General features: G+C 68.1%; 13 protein-coding genes and 1 pseudogene. 5 read left to right on the top strand and 9 right to left on the bottom strand.

Annotation, left to right across the window (positions count from 1 at the left end):
• Nucleotides 1-43 precede the first annotated feature (43 nt).
• Nucleotides 44-766 (bottom strand): helix-turn-helix transcriptional regulator, encoded by a 723-nt coding sequence (locus N6H00_RS38915; RefSeq protein ID WP_268976625.1) that lies wholly within the window; start codon nt 764-766, stop codon nt 44-46.
• Between the two features lie 297 nt (nt 767-1063).
• On the opposite strand from N6H00_RS38915, the gene N6H00_RS38920 reads away from it, so the two are divergent.
• On the top strand, nt 1064-2440 hold the full coding sequence (locus tag N6H00_RS38920; RefSeq protein ID WP_268976626.1) for a COG1470 family protein: 1377 nt from the start codon (nt 1064-1066) through the stop codon (nt 2438-2440).
• Between the two features lie 327 nt (nt 2441-2767).
• Here the strand turns inward: N6H00_RS38920 and N6H00_RS38925 are convergent, their stop codons facing one another.
• Both N6H00_RS38925 and N6H00_RS38930 read right to left on the bottom strand, forming a co-directional pair.
• On the bottom strand, nt 2768-3931 hold the full coding sequence (locus tag N6H00_RS38925) for a M20 family metallopeptidase (protein WP_268976627.1): 1164 nt from the start codon (nt 3929-3931) through the stop codon (nt 2768-2770).
• A gap of 117 nt (nt 3932-4048) precedes the next feature.
• Complete coding sequence (locus N6H00_RS38930) at nt 4049-5317, bottom strand: CapA family protein (protein ID WP_268976628.1); 1269 nt, start codon at nt 5315-5317, stop codon at nt 4049-4051.
• Nucleotides 5318-5341: 24 nt separating this feature from the next.
• On the opposite strand from N6H00_RS38930, the gene N6H00_RS38935 reads away from it, so the two are divergent.
• On the top strand, nt 5342-6157 hold the full coding sequence (locus N6H00_RS38935) for an IclR family transcriptional regulator (protein WP_268976629.1): 816 nt from the start codon (nt 5342-5344) through the stop codon (nt 6155-6157).
• A 42-nt stretch (nt 6158-6199) separates the two neighbouring features.
• Here N6H00_RS38935 and N6H00_RS38940 read toward each other — a convergent pair whose 3' ends face one another.
• Nucleotides 6200-7000, bottom strand: a complete 801-nt coding sequence (locus N6H00_RS38940) for an alpha/beta fold hydrolase (protein ID WP_268976630.1) — start codon at nt 6998-7000, stop codon at nt 6200-6202.
• A gap of 445 nt (nt 7001-7445) precedes the next feature.
• Between N6H00_RS38940 and N6H00_RS38945 the strand changes: the two genes are divergently transcribed.
• From N6H00_RS38945 to N6H00_RS38955, 3 genes are all read left to right on the top strand, one after another.
• The gene (locus N6H00_RS38945) at nt 7446-8003 is read left to right on the top strand and encodes a TetR/AcrR family transcriptional regulator (RefSeq protein WP_268976631.1); all 558 of its coding nucleotides are present in this window, start codon (nt 7446-7448) and stop codon (nt 8001-8003) included.
• Entirely contained in the window at nt 8000-8893 is an 894-nt protein-coding gene (locus tag N6H00_RS38950; RefSeq protein ID WP_268976632.1) for an aldo/keto reductase, read from the top strand. Before N6H00_RS38945 ends, N6H00_RS38950 begins: the two co-directional genes overlap by 4 nt.
• Nucleotides 8894-9002: 109 nt before the next feature.
• Complete coding sequence (locus tag N6H00_RS38955) at nt 9003-10022, top strand: NADPH:quinone reductase (RefSeq protein WP_268976633.1); 1020 nt, start codon at nt 9003-9005, stop codon at nt 10020-10022.
• Nucleotides 10023-10275: 253 nt separating this feature from the next.
• Here N6H00_RS38955 and N6H00_RS38960 read toward each other — a convergent pair whose 3' ends face one another.
• The 5 genes and pseudogenes from N6H00_RS38960 to N6H00_RS38980 form a co-directional block, all read right to left on the bottom strand.
• Nucleotides 10276-11295: a terpene synthase family protein gene (locus tag N6H00_RS38960; protein ID WP_268976634.1), complete on the bottom strand. Its 1020-nt coding sequence runs from the start codon at nt 11293-11295 to the stop codon at nt 10276-10278.
• Between the two features lie 39 nt (nt 11296-11334).
• Nucleotides 11335-12663: a cytochrome P450 gene (locus N6H00_RS38965; RefSeq protein WP_268976635.1), complete on the bottom strand. Its 1329-nt coding sequence runs from the start codon at nt 12661-12663 to the stop codon at nt 11335-11337.
• Nucleotides 12664-12999: 336 nt separating this feature from the next.
• Nucleotides 13000-13258: pseudogene (locus tag N6H00_RS40685) on the bottom strand (transposase); the annotation flags it as partial.
• 39 nt (nt 13259-13297) lie between these two features.
• Complete coding sequence (locus N6H00_RS38975; protein WP_268976636.1) at nt 13298-14602, bottom strand: MFS transporter; 1305 nt, start codon at nt 14600-14602, stop codon at nt 13298-13300.
• 80 nt (nt 14603-14682) lie between these two features.
• A complete protein-coding gene (locus N6H00_RS38980) occupies nt 14683-15879 on the bottom strand; it encodes a dipeptidase (RefSeq protein ID WP_268976637.1) in 1197 nt (398 codons plus the stop codon).
• Nucleotides 15880-16411 lie beyond the last annotated feature (532 nt).

The following is a 16411-nucleotide window of genomic DNA, read 5'->3' on the forward strand; positions in this document are numbered from 1 at the left end:
CGCGCGGTGTGCGTTCGGGCAGCGCCCAGGGCCCGGCCGCCGGTCAGATCAGCCCGTTGCGCAGCGCGTAGCCGACGGCGTGGGCCCGGTTGCGCAGTTGCAGCCGGGCGATGACCTCGTGCAGCACGTTCTTGACGGTCCGTTCGGAGTACGCGGTCTTGCGTGCGATCTCGGCAGTGTCCAGGCCGTCCGCCACCAGCCGTAACATGTCGGCCTCGCGCGTGGTCAGCGTGGACAGGGCGGGGCCCTGCGGGTCGAGCGCGGACCGCTGAAGTCTGCTCACCTGGGCCAGGAGCGTGCCGAGCAGGTCGCCGGGCAGCACCCCCTCGCCCTTGGCGATCGCCAGGATCAGGTGCAGGAGCTGGTCCTGACCGGCCTCGGCGCGCCGGAGCACCGCCGCGACACCGCATTCGATGACCCGTTGCAGGGCGCCGGCCCCGAGGGTGCCGACCACCAGACCCGTGCGGGTGGCGGGGTTGTGCCGCAGCCGGTGCAGCAGGGCGGCCACGTCGTCGTCGACCCCGTCCACGACCACCAGCGACACCTGGGCGTGCCCGGCGTCGGCGTCGTCGAGCAGATCGACCTCGGGGCGCTGCCGGAGCTGGTGGACGACGCCGACGCGCAGCACCGGATCGGCGGCGTAGATCGCGACGGTCACCCGGTCCGGACGGCCCGGACCGGAGGGCCACCGTACCGCCCGGGACCGGGCGGGCACGGGCGTCGCGGCGGCGGACGGGGTACGGCTGGTTTCCTCTGAACGGGACATGGTGCGGATACCTGTCTCTCGAGTTCGGGGAAAGGAAAGTCAGAACCAGGAGGATCAGGAGGATCAGGAGCAGGAACGACGGAGAGCGGAACGGAGGGCCTGGCGGGGAAAGGGGAGGAAGCCGGGACGGGCACGGGGCGGGCCGGGCGCCGCGGGGCGGCGCGGCGGGCAGGGCGGGGCCGCATCACGATCTCATTCGCGTGGAGCGCGGGGCGGCGGCTTCCGGGGCAGCGCGCGTGCCCGGACGTTGCCCCCGCGTTCCTCGTGGCGCCCCGGGCGCGTTCCTACCGTGGTGGCGTGACGCCTTCTGCAGCCTCGTCCGGCGCCGGCGCGCCGGGTGTCGAGATCCCGGCGGTGACGGTGGCGCCCGGCGGCACCGCCACGACCACCCTGACCGTCCGCAACGACAGTGACATCGTCGAGGCATACGATCTGGAGGCCGTCGGCGACTGTGCCCCCTGGACCACCGTGGAACCCGCGCGGGTCTCCCTCTACCCCGGCACCTCCGAGACGGTGACGCTCCGTCTGGAGCCGCCGCGGTCCCCGGAGATCGGAGCCGGCGCGGTGCCCCTGGGCGTTCGGGTGCTGCCGAACCAGCATCCCGAGTCGGTCCGGGTCCCCGAGACCACCGTGCACATCGAGGAGTTCCACGAGCTGCGCACCGAACTGGCCCCGCGCCGCCGGCGCGGCTGGCTGCGCGGCCGCTACCGGCTCGCGGTGCGCAACCAGGGCAACACCCCGGTGCGGGTGGGCTTCACCCCCGGTCAGGCGGGTGAGGAGCTGGGGTTCGCCTTCAGTCCGACGGGGCCGAAGCTGGAGCCCGGCGAGTCGACGGAGGTCCGGCTGCGGGTCCGTACGGGCAAGCCCGTATGGTTCGGCGCGCCCGTGGTGTGGCCCTTCACCGTGCACACCGCTGAGACCGGCGATCAGGACACGGCGCGGCGGGAGGAGGCGCGGCGGGACGCGGCCCCACCCGCCGTCCAGGCGCCGCTGGACGCGGAGTTCGTCCAGATCCCGATCTTCTCCAAGTGGCTGCTCGCGGTGCTCGCGGCGCTCATCGCACTGGTGCTCGCCTGGTTCGCGCTGGTCCGCCCCGCGGTGCGCAGCGCCGCCGAGAAGGCGGCCAACAAGACCGTCCAGTCCCGCCCCGGCCTCGGCGACCGGGGCGGGCAGTCCCCGGGAGCCGGCGCCGGGGACGGTACGCCGACCCAGCCCGGAGGGCAGGAGACCGGCGGGCAGAACGGGCAGCCCGAGCCCGGCGGATCGGGCCCCGGCGCCTCGTCCGGATCCGGCGGGGGCACCGGCCGCACGGCGGTTGAGCAGAGTTCGCGGACCATCGACGTGCGGACGGCCGCGGGGGCGAAGAAGACCGGCACCTACCGGGTGCCCGCGGACACGGCCTTCGGGATCACCGACATCGTCGTCGCGAACTTCCAGGGCGACGAGGGCGTGATGACCATCACCTTCGGCAATCGCAAGATCACGACGATTGCGCTGGAGACCTTCCGCAACCAGGACTACCACTGGGTCACCCCCATCCAGATCGCCGAGAACGACACCGTGACCGTCGAGGTGACCTGCGACAAGCCGGGCACTCCGGCCACCGGGCGTCGGGCGCGGGAGTGCCACGAGGTCCTGAACGTGAGCGGAGAGCTCAGTCGCACGAAGCGATGAAGTGTGCCTGCCGGGACATTGTTGGGCACCTGTGACGCCGTGAGGAAGGCGGGCCCACGGCGGATGACCGGAAGACGTATGAAAAACAATGACGCTCGTCCGAAAACAGCGTCCGCTTCCCCGGCACCGACACTGCCGGGTCTGCCGGCGCGGCGGCCGCCCCCAGCGGGCGAGCGCCACTCGGCGCCGCGCGGCAGCGTGCCGCCGGGGCCCCGCGGCGAGACCAGCGCGCTGTACGCCGACCACGGGTACGACCACGGCATCGTGGCCGGGCCCCCGCGCCACCGCTGCCGTTCCGGCATCCGCGGTGCCCTTGCGGTTGCCTCTTCAGCTGGTGGAGGCCCGGCCGATCAGTCGCCTGCGGACCGGCCCCGACTGCGCGACGTCCGCGATCGTCAGTGCCATGGCCAATCCGCCGTCGTGAACGAACCGGTCGCCCTCGGGGCCTGCCGCAGCGGCCGCGAAGGCGGCGGTGTGATTGCCTTCCTCGGTCGGAAGATCGAACGAAAGCATGGGGTGCAGCGCGGGGATCCGCAGGGAGACGTTGCCCATGTCGGTCGACCCGAACGTCTTGTCGGGATAGTCGGGGAAGGTCCGGCCGATGGCCTTCGCGTGGGACTCGAAGATGGGGGCCAGGTCCTGGTCGTGACGGAACTCGCGGTAGACGGAGGGCAAGGACGTGAACTCCACACCGGTCCCGGTGGCGATGGCTCCGGCGTCGAAGCACCGTCGTACCCGCTCCCACACCTCATCGACCTCATTGATCGTGTCACCGCGGATCATGCAGTCGACCACGGCGTGGTCCGCGATGACATTGACGGCCGACCCGGCTTCCTTCACGACGTGATGCACCCTGATGCCGTCGCGCAGCTGCTGGCGCAGCAGACCGATGGCGGTCTGGGCGACGACCGTCGCGTCGGCGGCGTTCAGCGCACTCCACGGCCGCGACGCATGCCCTCCACGACCCGTGTACGTCACGCGCCAGGACCGCGCGGCGCGGAGTTGCGGGGTGACGACATCCTTCAGCGAGGGGTGAACCATGATGGCCGCGTGGGTCCCGTCGAAGACGCCGCGGTTCACCATGATCTCCTTGCCGGTTCCGCTTTCCTCGGCAGGTGTACCGAAGACCCGCACCGTCAGTCCGAGCTCATCGGCGAACGGGGCCAGCGCCAGCGCGGCACCCACGGCCGACGCGGCGATGACGTTGTGACCACAACCGTGACCGATGCCGGGGAGGGCGTCCATCTCCGCGCAGACGCCGAACACCAGGTCACCGGATCCGGCCGACGCCACGAATGCCGTTGGCAGGTCGGCCACCCCTTTCTCGATCGTGAAGTCACCGCTGTTCTCAAGAGCCGCGACGATCGCCGCCGATGTCTCGTGCTCCTCGAAAGCCGGCTCAGGATGGGCGCTGATCCTGTGCGAGAGCTCGGTCACCAGGTCGAGGTTCTTCTCGAACTCGCGTTTGACGCGTCCGTTGATGTCAGTCATGGTCGCACCTCGTTCCAGGGGTGGGTGGATGTTGCCGCGTGCTCCGTCGACGCCGCACGTGGTCGACGACCTGGGCATTCGCCAGTGGTGCGAGAGGCACTCCGCTGGGCAGTGCGTCTAGGCATCGGCGTCCGACTCGGCGGCCACCCGGCGTCGTACGCGCCCGTCTTCGTCCACCACGATGGACGGATCCAACTCCCTCGATGCCTCAGCGAACCGGGCGAGGATCGAGGCCGCCACCTCGGGCCTCGGAATGACCGGCTGACTGTCCGCGTCCAGTTCGATGGGGTCCAGGCGGAGCTCGGGCCCGTCGGGCCCTCCCAGCCGCACTCGGAATACCGCACTCTCGTACCAAGGCCCCTTGAGCAAGGCCGGCTGATACGGAGCGGAGGGATGAGCGTCTTCCTTCGCGACCATCGAATCCGGATTCCACCCGTCGCACCAGTCGAAGACGAAGTTCCCCGTCGAATAGAGGATCAGGCCGTGTTCGTAGAACTCGACCGGGTGGAGGCAGTGCGGGTGGTGCCCAATGATGAGGTCCGCCCCGGCGTGGATCAAACGCCGTGCCAAGGGCTGCTGGTACCGCGCCAGCGGCCCTTGCGCCGTCGGCAGGTAGCAGAACGGCACGCCCCAGTGCAGCGCGACGGCCACGAAGTCGTTGTGCTTCTTGGCCTCGTGGATCAGGGCCTCGGCCCGCTGGACGTCCGGCTCGTGCGCGCTGGAGTGCACGAAGGGAGGCGTGCCGGGTGTCTCCTCCAGGAAACCGCTGTCGAACTCGAAGCTCTGGCGTACCCGGATCGCTGCGATGCCCGCCCGGTCGGCGGTGGCGTCGGCGCCCAGTGGGAGCGCGCAGCAGAAGCTGAAAAAGGCCAGGCTGCTCTCACCGAGAGGTACCACACGGGGACGAGTCGCCTCGGAGATCGATTCGCCGAAGCCGGCGTGCAGGACTCCCGCGGCATCCAGCGCCCGCACCGTGTCACGCATGCCCTCGGCGCCATAGTCCATCGCGTGGTTCATGGCCAGGGACATGACATCGAACCCGAGAGCCGCCAGTTCTGCCGCGCCCGACGTCGGAGCACGCATCGTGACCAGTTTCTCGGCACGCTCCCCGGACGCGGTGAGCGGTACCTCCAGGTTGCCGATCGTCAGATCGCCGCCCTGGAGCAGCCCGAAGGCCGAGTCGCCGGGTCGGGCGGGGTCCCGGGCCGGGCGCCGCGGCACCCCGGAGACGACGACATCTCCGACGACGGTGAGATCCATGGTGCTCCGTTTCGCGTTGCGATACGAAGTACCGCAATGTAATCCAGCCCTGTGGTGTCCGTAAAGCGGAAGGTGCCGATCGGGCAGGTGCGGCGCCGGGGTGGCTCGCGCCGAAATGGGGTTCACGCCAGGTGATAAGGTCTTTGCCTTATGCGCATAGAAGAGGGCGACAAGGACGCCTCCGGCCAGGACAAGCGGAGCGCCGGCGTCCGATCGATGAACAGCGTGCTGAGCACACTCCGCGTCTTCGAAGAAGTCGCCCTGCGGCAGCCGATCGGCGTCTCGGAACTGTCCCGCGTGACGAACATCCCGAAAAGCTCGGCGCAGCGATGCCTGGTGACACTCCAGCAGGCCGGCTGGCTACGAGTCGTCGACCCCGAGCATGCGCGGTGGGGTGTGACGATGAAAGCTCTCACCCTCGGATTGCGGGGCGCCGGAGAACAGGATCTCCGAGAGGTGGCGGGGCCCGTTATCAAGCGTCTCGCGGCCGAGACGGACGAGACCGTCCACCTCGGCCTCCGCGACGGTGAGGATTACGTCGTCGTCGCGAGAGAAGACAGCACGCACGTCGTTCGGGTGTTTCTCGACATCGGCACGCGCCTGCCCCTGCAAGCCACCTCGGGGGGAGTCGCGATCATGGCGCACCTCGAGGCCGCCGAGGTCGATCAACTGCTGCGGCGCGAACTTGAGGAGTTCGCGGAGTTCCCCATGCCGGACTCCGATGAGCTCCGGCAGGAGATCGCCCGGACCGCCGAACGCGGGTACGCGCTCAACGTCTCGTCGTCGTGGTACCGCCCGCACGTCTCCTCGATCGCCGCGGTTGTCACGAACGCGGCCGAGCAACCCATCGCAGCGCTCACGCTCTCCATGCCGGAGATCCGCTATGACAGCGCACGCGAGAAGGACCTGGCGCACTTGGTCATCGCGGCAGCGGATGAGATCAGCCGGCTGATCTCATCCGCCTGACAGCCTCGGCGGCAGTCACGAGCGGGGTGGTCGGTGGTGGTCCTATCCGGCTACCACTCGGGCCACGAGCTCAGCCGTGCCGGCAGGCGACTCGCGGTGAAAGTGATGACTGCCCAAGTCGACGGGCACGATGCGGATGCGGTCACCGTAGCGGTCGATTGCCTCCTGAGTGAGGATCTCGCGCACCGCGAACAAGGTGATCGGCTGCTTCACCTCGCGCAGCACGTCATCCATGCGCCAGCGCACCAGGCCCTCGAGTGATCGCAAGCCCGCGGGCTGCCGCACGGACACCATCTTCTCGACGTACGCGTCCTTCACCCCCGGATCGGTGCCGGCCGGTGAACCCGCCTCGACCATGCCCCGCACGCCCGCGGGGAAGTCTTCGCTGAAAGACCGCAGCATCGCCTGGACCCGGCTCTCGTCCTGCGCGGGAAACAGGGAGAGATAGTGCAAGGCGTCGAGCGCGACCACGTGCGAGACCATATCGGGCAGGAGCCGACCGACTTCAACGGCCACCGCTCCGCCGAGCGAGTGCCCGACCACGACACAGGTGTCCACCCGCTCGGCCTCCAACACCGCCGCCACGTCGCGGGCGAACTCCTCCATCGTCCAGACGTCTCGCGTGGACCGCGACTCACCGTGCTCGGCAAGATCGACCGCAAGGACCCGGTAGTGCCCGGGGAGGAAGGCGGTCACCTCGGCGAAGTCGTCACGGTCGCATCCCCAGCCGTGCACGAAGACCACCACCGGTCCGTCGGCCGGACCGCTGATCGTGTACCGGATCGTCGTATGGCTCGAACGCTGGACTGCACGCGTCGTCGTGCTCCCACGTACCTTCGACATAGCAGGCTCCTCCTGTACCGCAATGTGATCCAACAGATCGCATTATGATCCATGCGTGCCCGGCTGCCCAGGCTGACCGTCGAGGAGCGGCACCCACCACGGATGACGCACGGCTCGTGGCGGTTCGGCTCCATGACCGGGCGGGCGGCCTTCCGCAGCTGCGCAAGGCCGCGAAGAAGGTTGCCGCGGCGGTCGAGGTGCCACGGGAAGCTGAAGTCGGCCAAGCTCGGCAAGGCCGAGGAGCCCAAGCTCATGCCGCCGTTCCGCCAGTTGGGGAGACGGCGCGCACCGACCGGCTGCGGTCCGTCTGACAGACCTATCGCGAGCAGGCCCGGTCGTCACGACCGGGCCTGCTCGTATGACACGCACCCACCACAAACAAAACCACGATTCTGCTAATGTCTTCCCCGTAAGCAGAACAGCGATTCTTTTTGTGGGAGGTGTGGTGCCTCGGCTCACCGACGCACGCAAGGAACTCCGGCGTACTCAGATCGCCGAGGCCGCCGTCCGCTGCTTCAGCCGCAACGGCCTGGAGCGGACCTCGATCGCCGACATCACCGCCGAGTCCGGCCTCTCGGCCGGCTCGATCTATGCGCACTACCGCAACAAGGCCGACCTGGTCCGGGCCGCGGCCCGCGAGGTGCTCGCCAAGCGTGCCGATGTCCTCGGCGAGTACGCCGCGGCCGACGCCCCACCCAGCCCCGACGAACTGCTCGCCCGCCTGATCGCCGCGATCGACCCGGCCGAGGCCCGGGTCGGCGTGCAGACGTGGGGTGAGGCGACCACCGACCCGGCCATCCGCGACATCGTCGTCGACATGACCGACCGGATGCGCGCGATGCTGCACGACTGCGTCACGGCCTGGCTCGTCAAGGTAGAGCACCATGAGCCGCCCCGAGCCCGGGAGCGCGCCACCCCGATCGCCCACCGGGTGATGGCGCTCTACCAGGCCGAACTGCTGTACACCGCCTTGCGAACACCGACCGAGGAGACACCGTCGTGATCAACGCGACCGCTTCGTTCGCCGCCCGCACCGTTTTCCGGATCGGATACGGCGCATTGCAGCTCGAGCGGCTGCACGACCGCCGCGGCGAGGCCGTCGCGCTGCTGCGCCGCGCGGTCGAGCTGGGTGTCGACCACGTGGACACCGCCGAGTTCTACGGCTTCGGTTTCGCCAACGCCGTGATCCGCGAGGCACTTCGCCCCGAGGACGACGTCCTGGTCGTCACGAAGGTGGGGGCTGACCCCGACCCGGGCGGGCGCCTGCCGCTGCGTCTGGCGCAGCGGCCCGAGCAGCTGCGCGCCAGCGTCGAGGACAACCTGCGCAGCCTCGGCGTCGACCGGCTCGCGGTCGTCAACCTCCGCCGCCTGGACACCGGCCCCGGGCTGCGTCCCGAGGGCGATCAGGTCGTCGACCTCGACGATCAGCTCGCGGTGATGACCGCCTTGCGCGACGAGGGCAAGATCGGCGCGATCGGCCTGAGCAGCGTCACCCTCGACGGCCTGCGCCGTGCCCTGCCCGCCGGCGTCGTCTGCGTGCAGAACGCCTACAGTCTCGTCTCCCGCGAGGACGAGGAGATGCTGCGGCTGTGCGCGGCCGAGGGCATCGCCTGGGTGCCGTTCTTCCCGCTCGGCGGGGCCTTCCCCGGCCTGCCCAAAGCGACCGACGAGCCGGCGGTGCACGCCGTGGCCGAGTCCCTGGGCGCCACGCCCTCCCAGGTCGGCCTCGCCTGGCTGCTGCACCACGCCCCGAACGTGCTGCTCATCCCCGGCACCGCCAACGCCGCCCACCTGGAGGCCAACATCGCGGTCAGCGAGATCGCGCTCGACGCCGCGACCCTCGCCACCCTCGATGGCATCGAGTCCCGCTCCAACGACGTCCCCATCGGCTGACCGGAACCAACGCGGCCCGGGTCGCGATCGCACCACACGCCGGACACTCTGCCGAACCGCCAGGCCACGCCGGAATAACCCCGCCCCTACCAGGCTCCAAGGACGGATCATGAAGGCCATCATCTACCGCGACAACGGCGCCCCCGACGTTCTGCGGTTCGTCGACCGTGACCTGCCGGCGCCGGGCCCCGGCGAGGTTCGCGTCCGGGTCGCCGTGTCCGGGGTCAACCCGACCGACTGGCAGGCACGCTCCGGCGCCGGCCACCCCAAGCACTTCTCCGAGGTCACCCCGCACCTCGACGGCGCCGGCACGATCGACGCCGTCGGTGAGGGTGTCGCCCAGAGCCGGGTCGGTCAGCGGGTCTGGCTGTTCATGGCCGCCGCCGGGCGGCCCACCGGCACCGCCGCCGAGTTCACCGTCGTGCCCGCCGAACAGGCCGTGCCGCTGCCCGACGAGGCCGGCTTCGACGTCGGCGCGGCACTCGGAGTCCCCGCGCTGACCGCGCACCGCGCGCTCACCGTCGCCGAGGACGGCCCGCGTCGGCTGCGGCCCGGGGCACTCGACGGGAAGGTGGTGCTCGCCGCGGGCGGGGCCGGAGCGGTCGGGCACGCGGTGATCCAGCTCGCCCGATGGGCCGGCGCCACCGTGATCAGCACGATCAGCGGCCCGGAGAAAGCCCGGCTGGCCACCGCCGCCGGAGCCCACCACGTGATCAACTACCGCGAGGGCGACCCGGCCGCCGAGATCCGCAAGATAGCCCCGGACGGCGTCGACATCGTCGCCGAGGTGGCCCTGGGCACGAACCTCGCACTGGACCTGGCCGTGCTGCGAACCCGCGGCACGATCTCGACCTACGCCAACGACGGTGGCAAGCCGGTCGAACTGAACGTGCTGCAGAACATGGTGCTGAACACACGCTTCCAGTTCCTGGTGCTCTACACGGCCGGTCCGGAGGCACGCACCGCGGCCGTCCAGGACGTCACCACCGCTGTACGCGACGGCGCGCTGCCGGTCGGTGAGAAGCACGGCCTGCCGCTGATCCGCTTTCCCCTCGACCGCACCGCCGACGCGCACCGAGCGGTCGAGAGCCACGCGGTCGGCAAAGTCCTGGTGGACGTCACCGCCTGACGTCCAGTTGGCCACCGCGCGCCCTCCGGCCGCCCCGGGGAGCCCGGCATGGGGCGGCCGGACCACGCCCTCGCATCCGCGCCGCCTGTACAGCCGCCTACGGCCTCGTGGCGTGGCAACGGCCATCGCGGCGGCCAACGCGTGGCCGTCTCCCGCTACGAAGAGCCCTGCCCCTCACATGGGACCGGGGTCCGGTCAGCGATCGGCTGCGGGGTGCCGAGCCGGTCGCTGACCTTGAGGGACGTCCCCTGAGTCACAGGTCATCGGGGTAGCAGTACGCCCCCTCTCCGCTGGAGACGTCGTCGGTTGCGTAGCGCATGACGATGTGATGCCAGTCGTGATTGGCGCCTATAACGGCGTCCATGTTGGTGATGAATCTCTCCACGGCTGATATGACCTCTGGCCGGGTGCCCGAGCCACGAAGCTCGGCGCGCAGGCTCTCGCAGGCATCCTTGTAGATGGTGACAAGTTCCGCCATACGTTCCAGCACTGCGCCAACTGCTTCTTGGGCGCTGCAACCCTTTTCCTGCTGGTAGATCACGACGCTGTTGACCTGGCGCTCCTGGTGATCTTCGCGGGCAGCGGAGAAAACGTCGTTGAGGAGTGCCTGCTGAAGGGTGGAGGACCAGCGCAGGGTACGCATCGGGATGCTCCGACGCACCGCCTCCGGCAGGTAGGTGCCGGAGGAGTTGACCATTTCCATGAAGTCATAGACCCACTCCATGCCGTATGTGATCTCACGGAAGGATTCATACTCAGCCATCGGCATCACCTGACCCTGACCGGGTGCGTAGTTGAAGCGCGACTGGTCTGCGTAAGAGCGGACGAGGTCACAGTAGTGGCGGCGGAAGGTGTCCACCCAGTCCGACGGACGGCCTTCCTGGGTGTGCAGCCAGGTGCGGTGCAGTTCTTGGGAAAGTGCGCTGTCGCCAGCTTCGCGCTGGTTGTGCATGATGCCTGTGATTTCTTCGACCGCACGGTTGACACGGACGAAGTCCCGCTGGGCCGCTCCCTCTTCCATCTGGTCGTCGAACCGGAAGAAGAAGAACATCCACTTCATGCCCTCCAAAAGCTGCTCCTGGTTCGCCCACGGCCAGCACCAGCAGGAGGCGAGTTCTATGCCGCTGCGTCTGAGGCGTTCGCGGGCGCGATCGTTCGGAGCGAGCGTCCGGTTTTCAATCCACTCCCAGAAGCGCTGTGACACGCGACCGGTGTAGGGATTCAGGAGAGGTGTGAAGGGAACGGGAAAGCGAGTGGGGATCTCGAATCGCAAGTCACTCCTCCGAGCACTTCGGTGGTCTTCCCGACATCTTCATGCCCGGGAGGTGACGCGTATCCGCAGCCCGCGCGGAGCAAGAACGGCGCCGAGGGCGGGACGGACCGGTTCGCTGGAAGCCGGCTCCAGATCCCATTTGGCGGCGATACTGGAGATCACCAGGGACGACTGGGTGAGGCTGAAAATATCGGCGATGCATTTGCGTGGGCCCTCACCGAAGGGAATGTGCGCGTTGCGGGGAACATCGGCGGCGCGCTCGGGCAGCCAGCGGTCGGGATCGTAACTTTCCGGATCGGGGTATACGTCGCCGTCCCGGTGGATCATGTAGGGGCTGTAGATGATTGTGGTGCCTGCCGGAATGGTGTGCCCGGCGAGCACGCTCTCGGTTGTGCTCACCCTGGTGACAAACCAACCGGGTGACCACAGGCGGAGCGATTCAGCGATAACGCGTTTGGTGACATCCAGGCTCCGCAAGTCCTCGAAGGTGGGGTCGGCGCCCTTGAGGACGGCATTCGTTTCGGCCTGCAACTGGCTCTGCACATCACGATGTTGTGTCAGGAGGTGCAGCGTCCAGGACAGAGCGCTGGCAGTCGTCATCACGCCGGCCAAGAAAAACGTGCACAGATGATCGTGGATTTCACTGCCGGTCAGGCCCTCGCCCGCGTCGTCGCGTTCACTCAGCAGCACGGAGAGCAAATCGCCACGATCCTCACCGCTGGCCCGCCGCTCGGCAACGATCCTGTTGACAGTGTCCTTGACGAAGGCCCGGGACGCGTCGTAGCGGCGTTTGTCGGGAAGAGGGAGCTTGTCCAACGGCGGCGGCATGATCATGCGCTTGTACATGGTTCTGACGATCGTGACGAAGTTCTCGGTCGTTTCCCTGACCAGGTCAGGCGACATCGAGTCCGAGAACATCGTGGCCAGAACGACCTTTGCCGTGATGGTCAGCATTTCCGAGTAGCCGTCGATGACCTGTCCGTCGCGCCAGGACCCGGTTACCGCAGCAATCTGCTCCCCCATGATATTCGCATAACCGGGCATGCGGGAGGTGTGGAAGGCCGGTTGGATCATGCGGCGCTGCCGCCGATGCACATCGCGCGGGGAGGTGCCCAGACCGTTGCCCATTATTTCCCGGAGGCGGTCGAAGAAAGGTCCACCTTTGTCGAAGGTGCGGTCGTCGCGAAGAACTTCCTGTGTCAGTTCACGGTCCAGCAGCACGATTGCCTTCATCGGACCGATCCGGATCTGAACCAAGTCCTCACTGGCGGGCAACGATTTCAGGAACTCAATCGGGTCGCGCAGCAACTGCACGCTGTTACCGATCAGCGGTATCGCGCCGGGCGCTTGAGGAATTGTTGTGGCCATAAGACACTCCTTGCGAACATCCTGAATGGATGCACTTAACCGTGGCTGGGGGGTGGCCTTGCGGACTAAGTCTTCGCTAAAGGGATCGGCGCGGTGTAGGAGGTGCTGGCGCTGTACTCCGGATCCGGCCAAGTGGCCGGATTTATACGGTCGTTGGTAACCGCAAGCGTAGCGAGAGGTGGCGCCTTGTCAAGCTTTCTGAGCTGCGGTAATTCTGACTTTGCATCAGGTAATCCGCCCAGCGCGGTAGTCAAGGAGGCAGCCCGTTCTGCCGCCGCTCACTCTTGCCCTCAGACAAACCAACAGATCTGGTACTCCAGTCGCAGATCGCTAGTTCCGTGTGCCCGACCTTGGCGGGACGCGGACTGTCGCCCGGCGGTCGGCATCCGAGGCCCATTCCTTGAGCAGGAACAGCCGTCACCGCAGTGGGAGGGAAGCGGTGTCGGTCACGGTGTGGAGGCTGACTGCGACCTGGCAGTTCGCCCGTTTCCCCAGTGCCCCGCAGTACTGCGGGGCCACCCCGACCGTCTCTTCGCGGCACCGAGGCGAACACATCCGCCACGAACAACGCCAACGCCGCCCGGACACGGTTCACTTCATGGGCATCCGCACACTCAACGTGCTCCCGAACCCATTAGGGGGTGGGTCGTAGGCTGGTGGGTTTGCGGTCGTGTGCGTGGGGTTGGGGTGTGGTTGTCGTGTGGTTGTGGGTTTCGGGTAGTGCGGCGGTGATGACGATGAGTGCGATGGCAGCCAGGACTGTGATGTAGGTGCCGGGTGCCAGTTGTCCGAAGTGTTGGGTGAGGAGGGCGCCGAGGAGTGGGGCGGTGCCGCCGAATACGGCGTAGGCGGCGTTGTAGGCGAGCGCTGTGCTGGTGGTGCGGATGTGGGGTGGGACGAGTTCCACGGCCATGATGGTCGCCGGCATGCCGATGAGGGCGGCGGGGATGATGAGCAGGGTTTCCGCGGCCAGTGTGGTGAGGAGTCCTCCGCCGCCGGCGAGGATGTAGGCGGGTACGGAGCCCGCGGCTGCGATGACCACTCCGGTGATCAGTAGTGGCTTGCGTCCGATGCGGTCGGTGAGGGCGCCGGTGAGGATGCACAGGCCGGTACACAGGAGGAGAGCGGTGCCGCCTGCGACGAGTACGGTGACTTCGGGGAGGCCGCCGGTGGTGATGAGGTAGGTGGGCAGGTAGCCCAGGAGGTTGTGGACGACGACGGCGAGGAGGGCGAAGACGGTGAACAGGACGAGGAAGAGCCGCCAGTTGCGGAAGGAGTCCCTGACGGGGCTGGCCGAGGTTTCGCCGTGGGCTTCCAGGTTCCGGAAGGTGCTGGTCTCCTCGAGGCTGAGGCGCATGTAGAGGCCGACCAGGGCCATGAGTCCTCCGAAGAGGAAGGCGATCCGCCAGGTCCATTCCGTATAGGCGTGTGGTGATGCCGAGTGGAGGGCGAGGAGCGCGAAGGCGGCGAATGCGGAGCCGATGAAGGAGGCGCTGCCTACGGCGCTGATCCATAGTCCGCGCCTGTTCGCAGGGGCTTGTTCCATGACGTAGGACGCTGCGCTGGTGTATTCGGCTCCCATGGATATCCCTTGGGCGAGCCGGCAGCACAGCAGCAGCAGTGGGGCGGCGATCCCGGCCGTGGTGTAACCGGGCAGCAGCGCGATCGCGGCCGTCGAGATGGCCATGATCAGCACCACGGTGGACAGCGCGGTGCGTCGGCCAAGACGGTCGCCGATGCTGCCGAAGACGGCGGCGCCGACAGGGCGGACCACGAAGGCGATGCCGTAGACGGCCAGGGCCGACAGGATCGCCAGGGTCGGGTTGTCGTCGGGGAAGAAGCGCTGGGCGATGATGGTCGCTGAGGAGCCATAGATGACGAAGTCGTAGGACTCGACGGCGTGCCCGATCATGGCGGCGCCGAGAATTTTCTTTTGCACCACTGCTCCGTTGCTCCGTGAGAGAAGGATGGGAAGGGGTGAGGATGCTCCTGGCGTGTGGTGCTGCGTGGGTCAGCGGTTCACCAGATGTTCTCGAGCACCCGCAGGGCGTTACCGCCGATGACCGCGGAGATGTCCTCGTCCGAATATCCGTGCTTGACGAGCCAGCGGGTGATGTTGCGGAAGCATTCACCGGGGTTTTCCAGCCCGGCTACGGATTCGATGGTCTCGAATGCGGGACCGGACCGGATGGTGTCGGTGACTCCCCATTTCTGACTCATCACGTGGTGCAGGTCCAGGTGGTCTCCGAAGAAGGTGTCCGGACCGAATCCGACGTGCTCGATGCCGACCAGGTCGACGCAGTAGCGGAAGTGATCCATCACGGACTCGATGGTGTGGCGGCGGTGCTGCGGGCTGACGGTGGTGTAGGGGGCCGCTTCGATGCCGATCATGCCGCCTGTTTCCGCGCAGGCGCGGATGACCTCGTCGGGTTTCATCCGGGCGGTGTTCCACAGGCCCCGTGCCCCGGCGTGCGTGATCAGTACGGGTTTGTCGCTGGTCTCGATCACGTCGAGTGCGGTCCGGTCCCCGGCGTGCGAGAGGTCGATGGCGATGCCGAGTTGGTTCATCCGGCGGACCGCGCGCCGTCCGAGTGAGGTCAGGCCGCCGTCTGTTTTTTCTCGTAGACCACTGCCGAGGGAGTTCGCATCGCTGTAGGCGATGCCGATCTGCCGGACGCCCAGTCCGTGGAGCACGTCGAGCCGGTCGATTTCATTCTCGATCAGTGCCGCTCCCTCGAGGCCGGCGACCACGGCGAGTTGGCCTTCGGCGTGCGCGCGCCGGATGTCGGCGACCGACTCGGCGCGGATGACGTAGTCCTGGTGGGCGACGTCGCACCAGCGCATTCCCAGGTCGGTGATGACGTCGTCCCACTTCCACCCGTTCCGGGACTCGCAGGCGCCCCAGCCGAGGTTGTCGAACACGGCGTCCAGTCCGGACCGGCTCAGTCCCTCGTAGCCGTAGGCGAGGCGGGCCTCACGGTTCCACTGGAGCAGTTCCGTCCTGGCCCTCAGGGGGAGGCGCACCGGGTGGTCGTGGAGCGATACCGCGATGTTCTCGGTCAGGAGGCGCTCGGCCCGTGCCTGTTCATCGGCGGTCAGTCCGAGGTCGTGTGCCGGCAGCCGGTCCACATCGGCCGAGGGGGTGAACTCGGTGTAGTCCTTTCCGGCTTCAAGGTAGGAAAAGGACTGGTAACCGGTATAGCGCTTGGTTGCCATCGCGACTTCGCCTCCATGCGAGTGTGGGCGTACGGCTTGCGGAACAGCGTGCTGCTGGCGGGACGCGTGTGAGGGGCCTGTGCCGAAGCGAGGGCGGCGAGGCCTGTGGAGTGCCCGGGTCGTGCGGCACCAAAGCCTCGGAGCGACGCGACTGGGCCTTGCCGTGACCGCGGCGGCGGTGACGATGACCCGCCGGGCGATGCCCGTAAGGCCACGAAGCGGGGCCGGATTCGGCGGCGGCCGGACAGGTTCTGCGTGTGCGATGTGTCGCTCAGGGGGCCGAGTCGTCCAGGCAGCGCTCATGGCGCAACCCCTGTTGTTCCGGAATGCGGAACGACCGTGCTGCTTTCCGACACGAATCTGAACGGAGTGTGGCGGTTCTGTCAACCATCGCGCGGCACTCTCCGTATCGGTCGGAGGCGGCCGAGGAAAGGCGGTGCGGGTGGCGGTCCGGCTGCCCGCCGAGGCCGTGCGGCGGCTGCGCCGGCCCTTCCCCCTGGTGTCAGTGCGACCTCGTGCAGGCGGGTTACGC

The organism is Streptomyces sp. S465 (assembly GCF_026898115.1).
Taxonomy (GTDB): domain Bacteria; phylum Actinomycetota; class Actinomycetes; order Streptomycetales; family Streptomycetaceae; genus Streptomyces; species Streptomyces luomodiensis.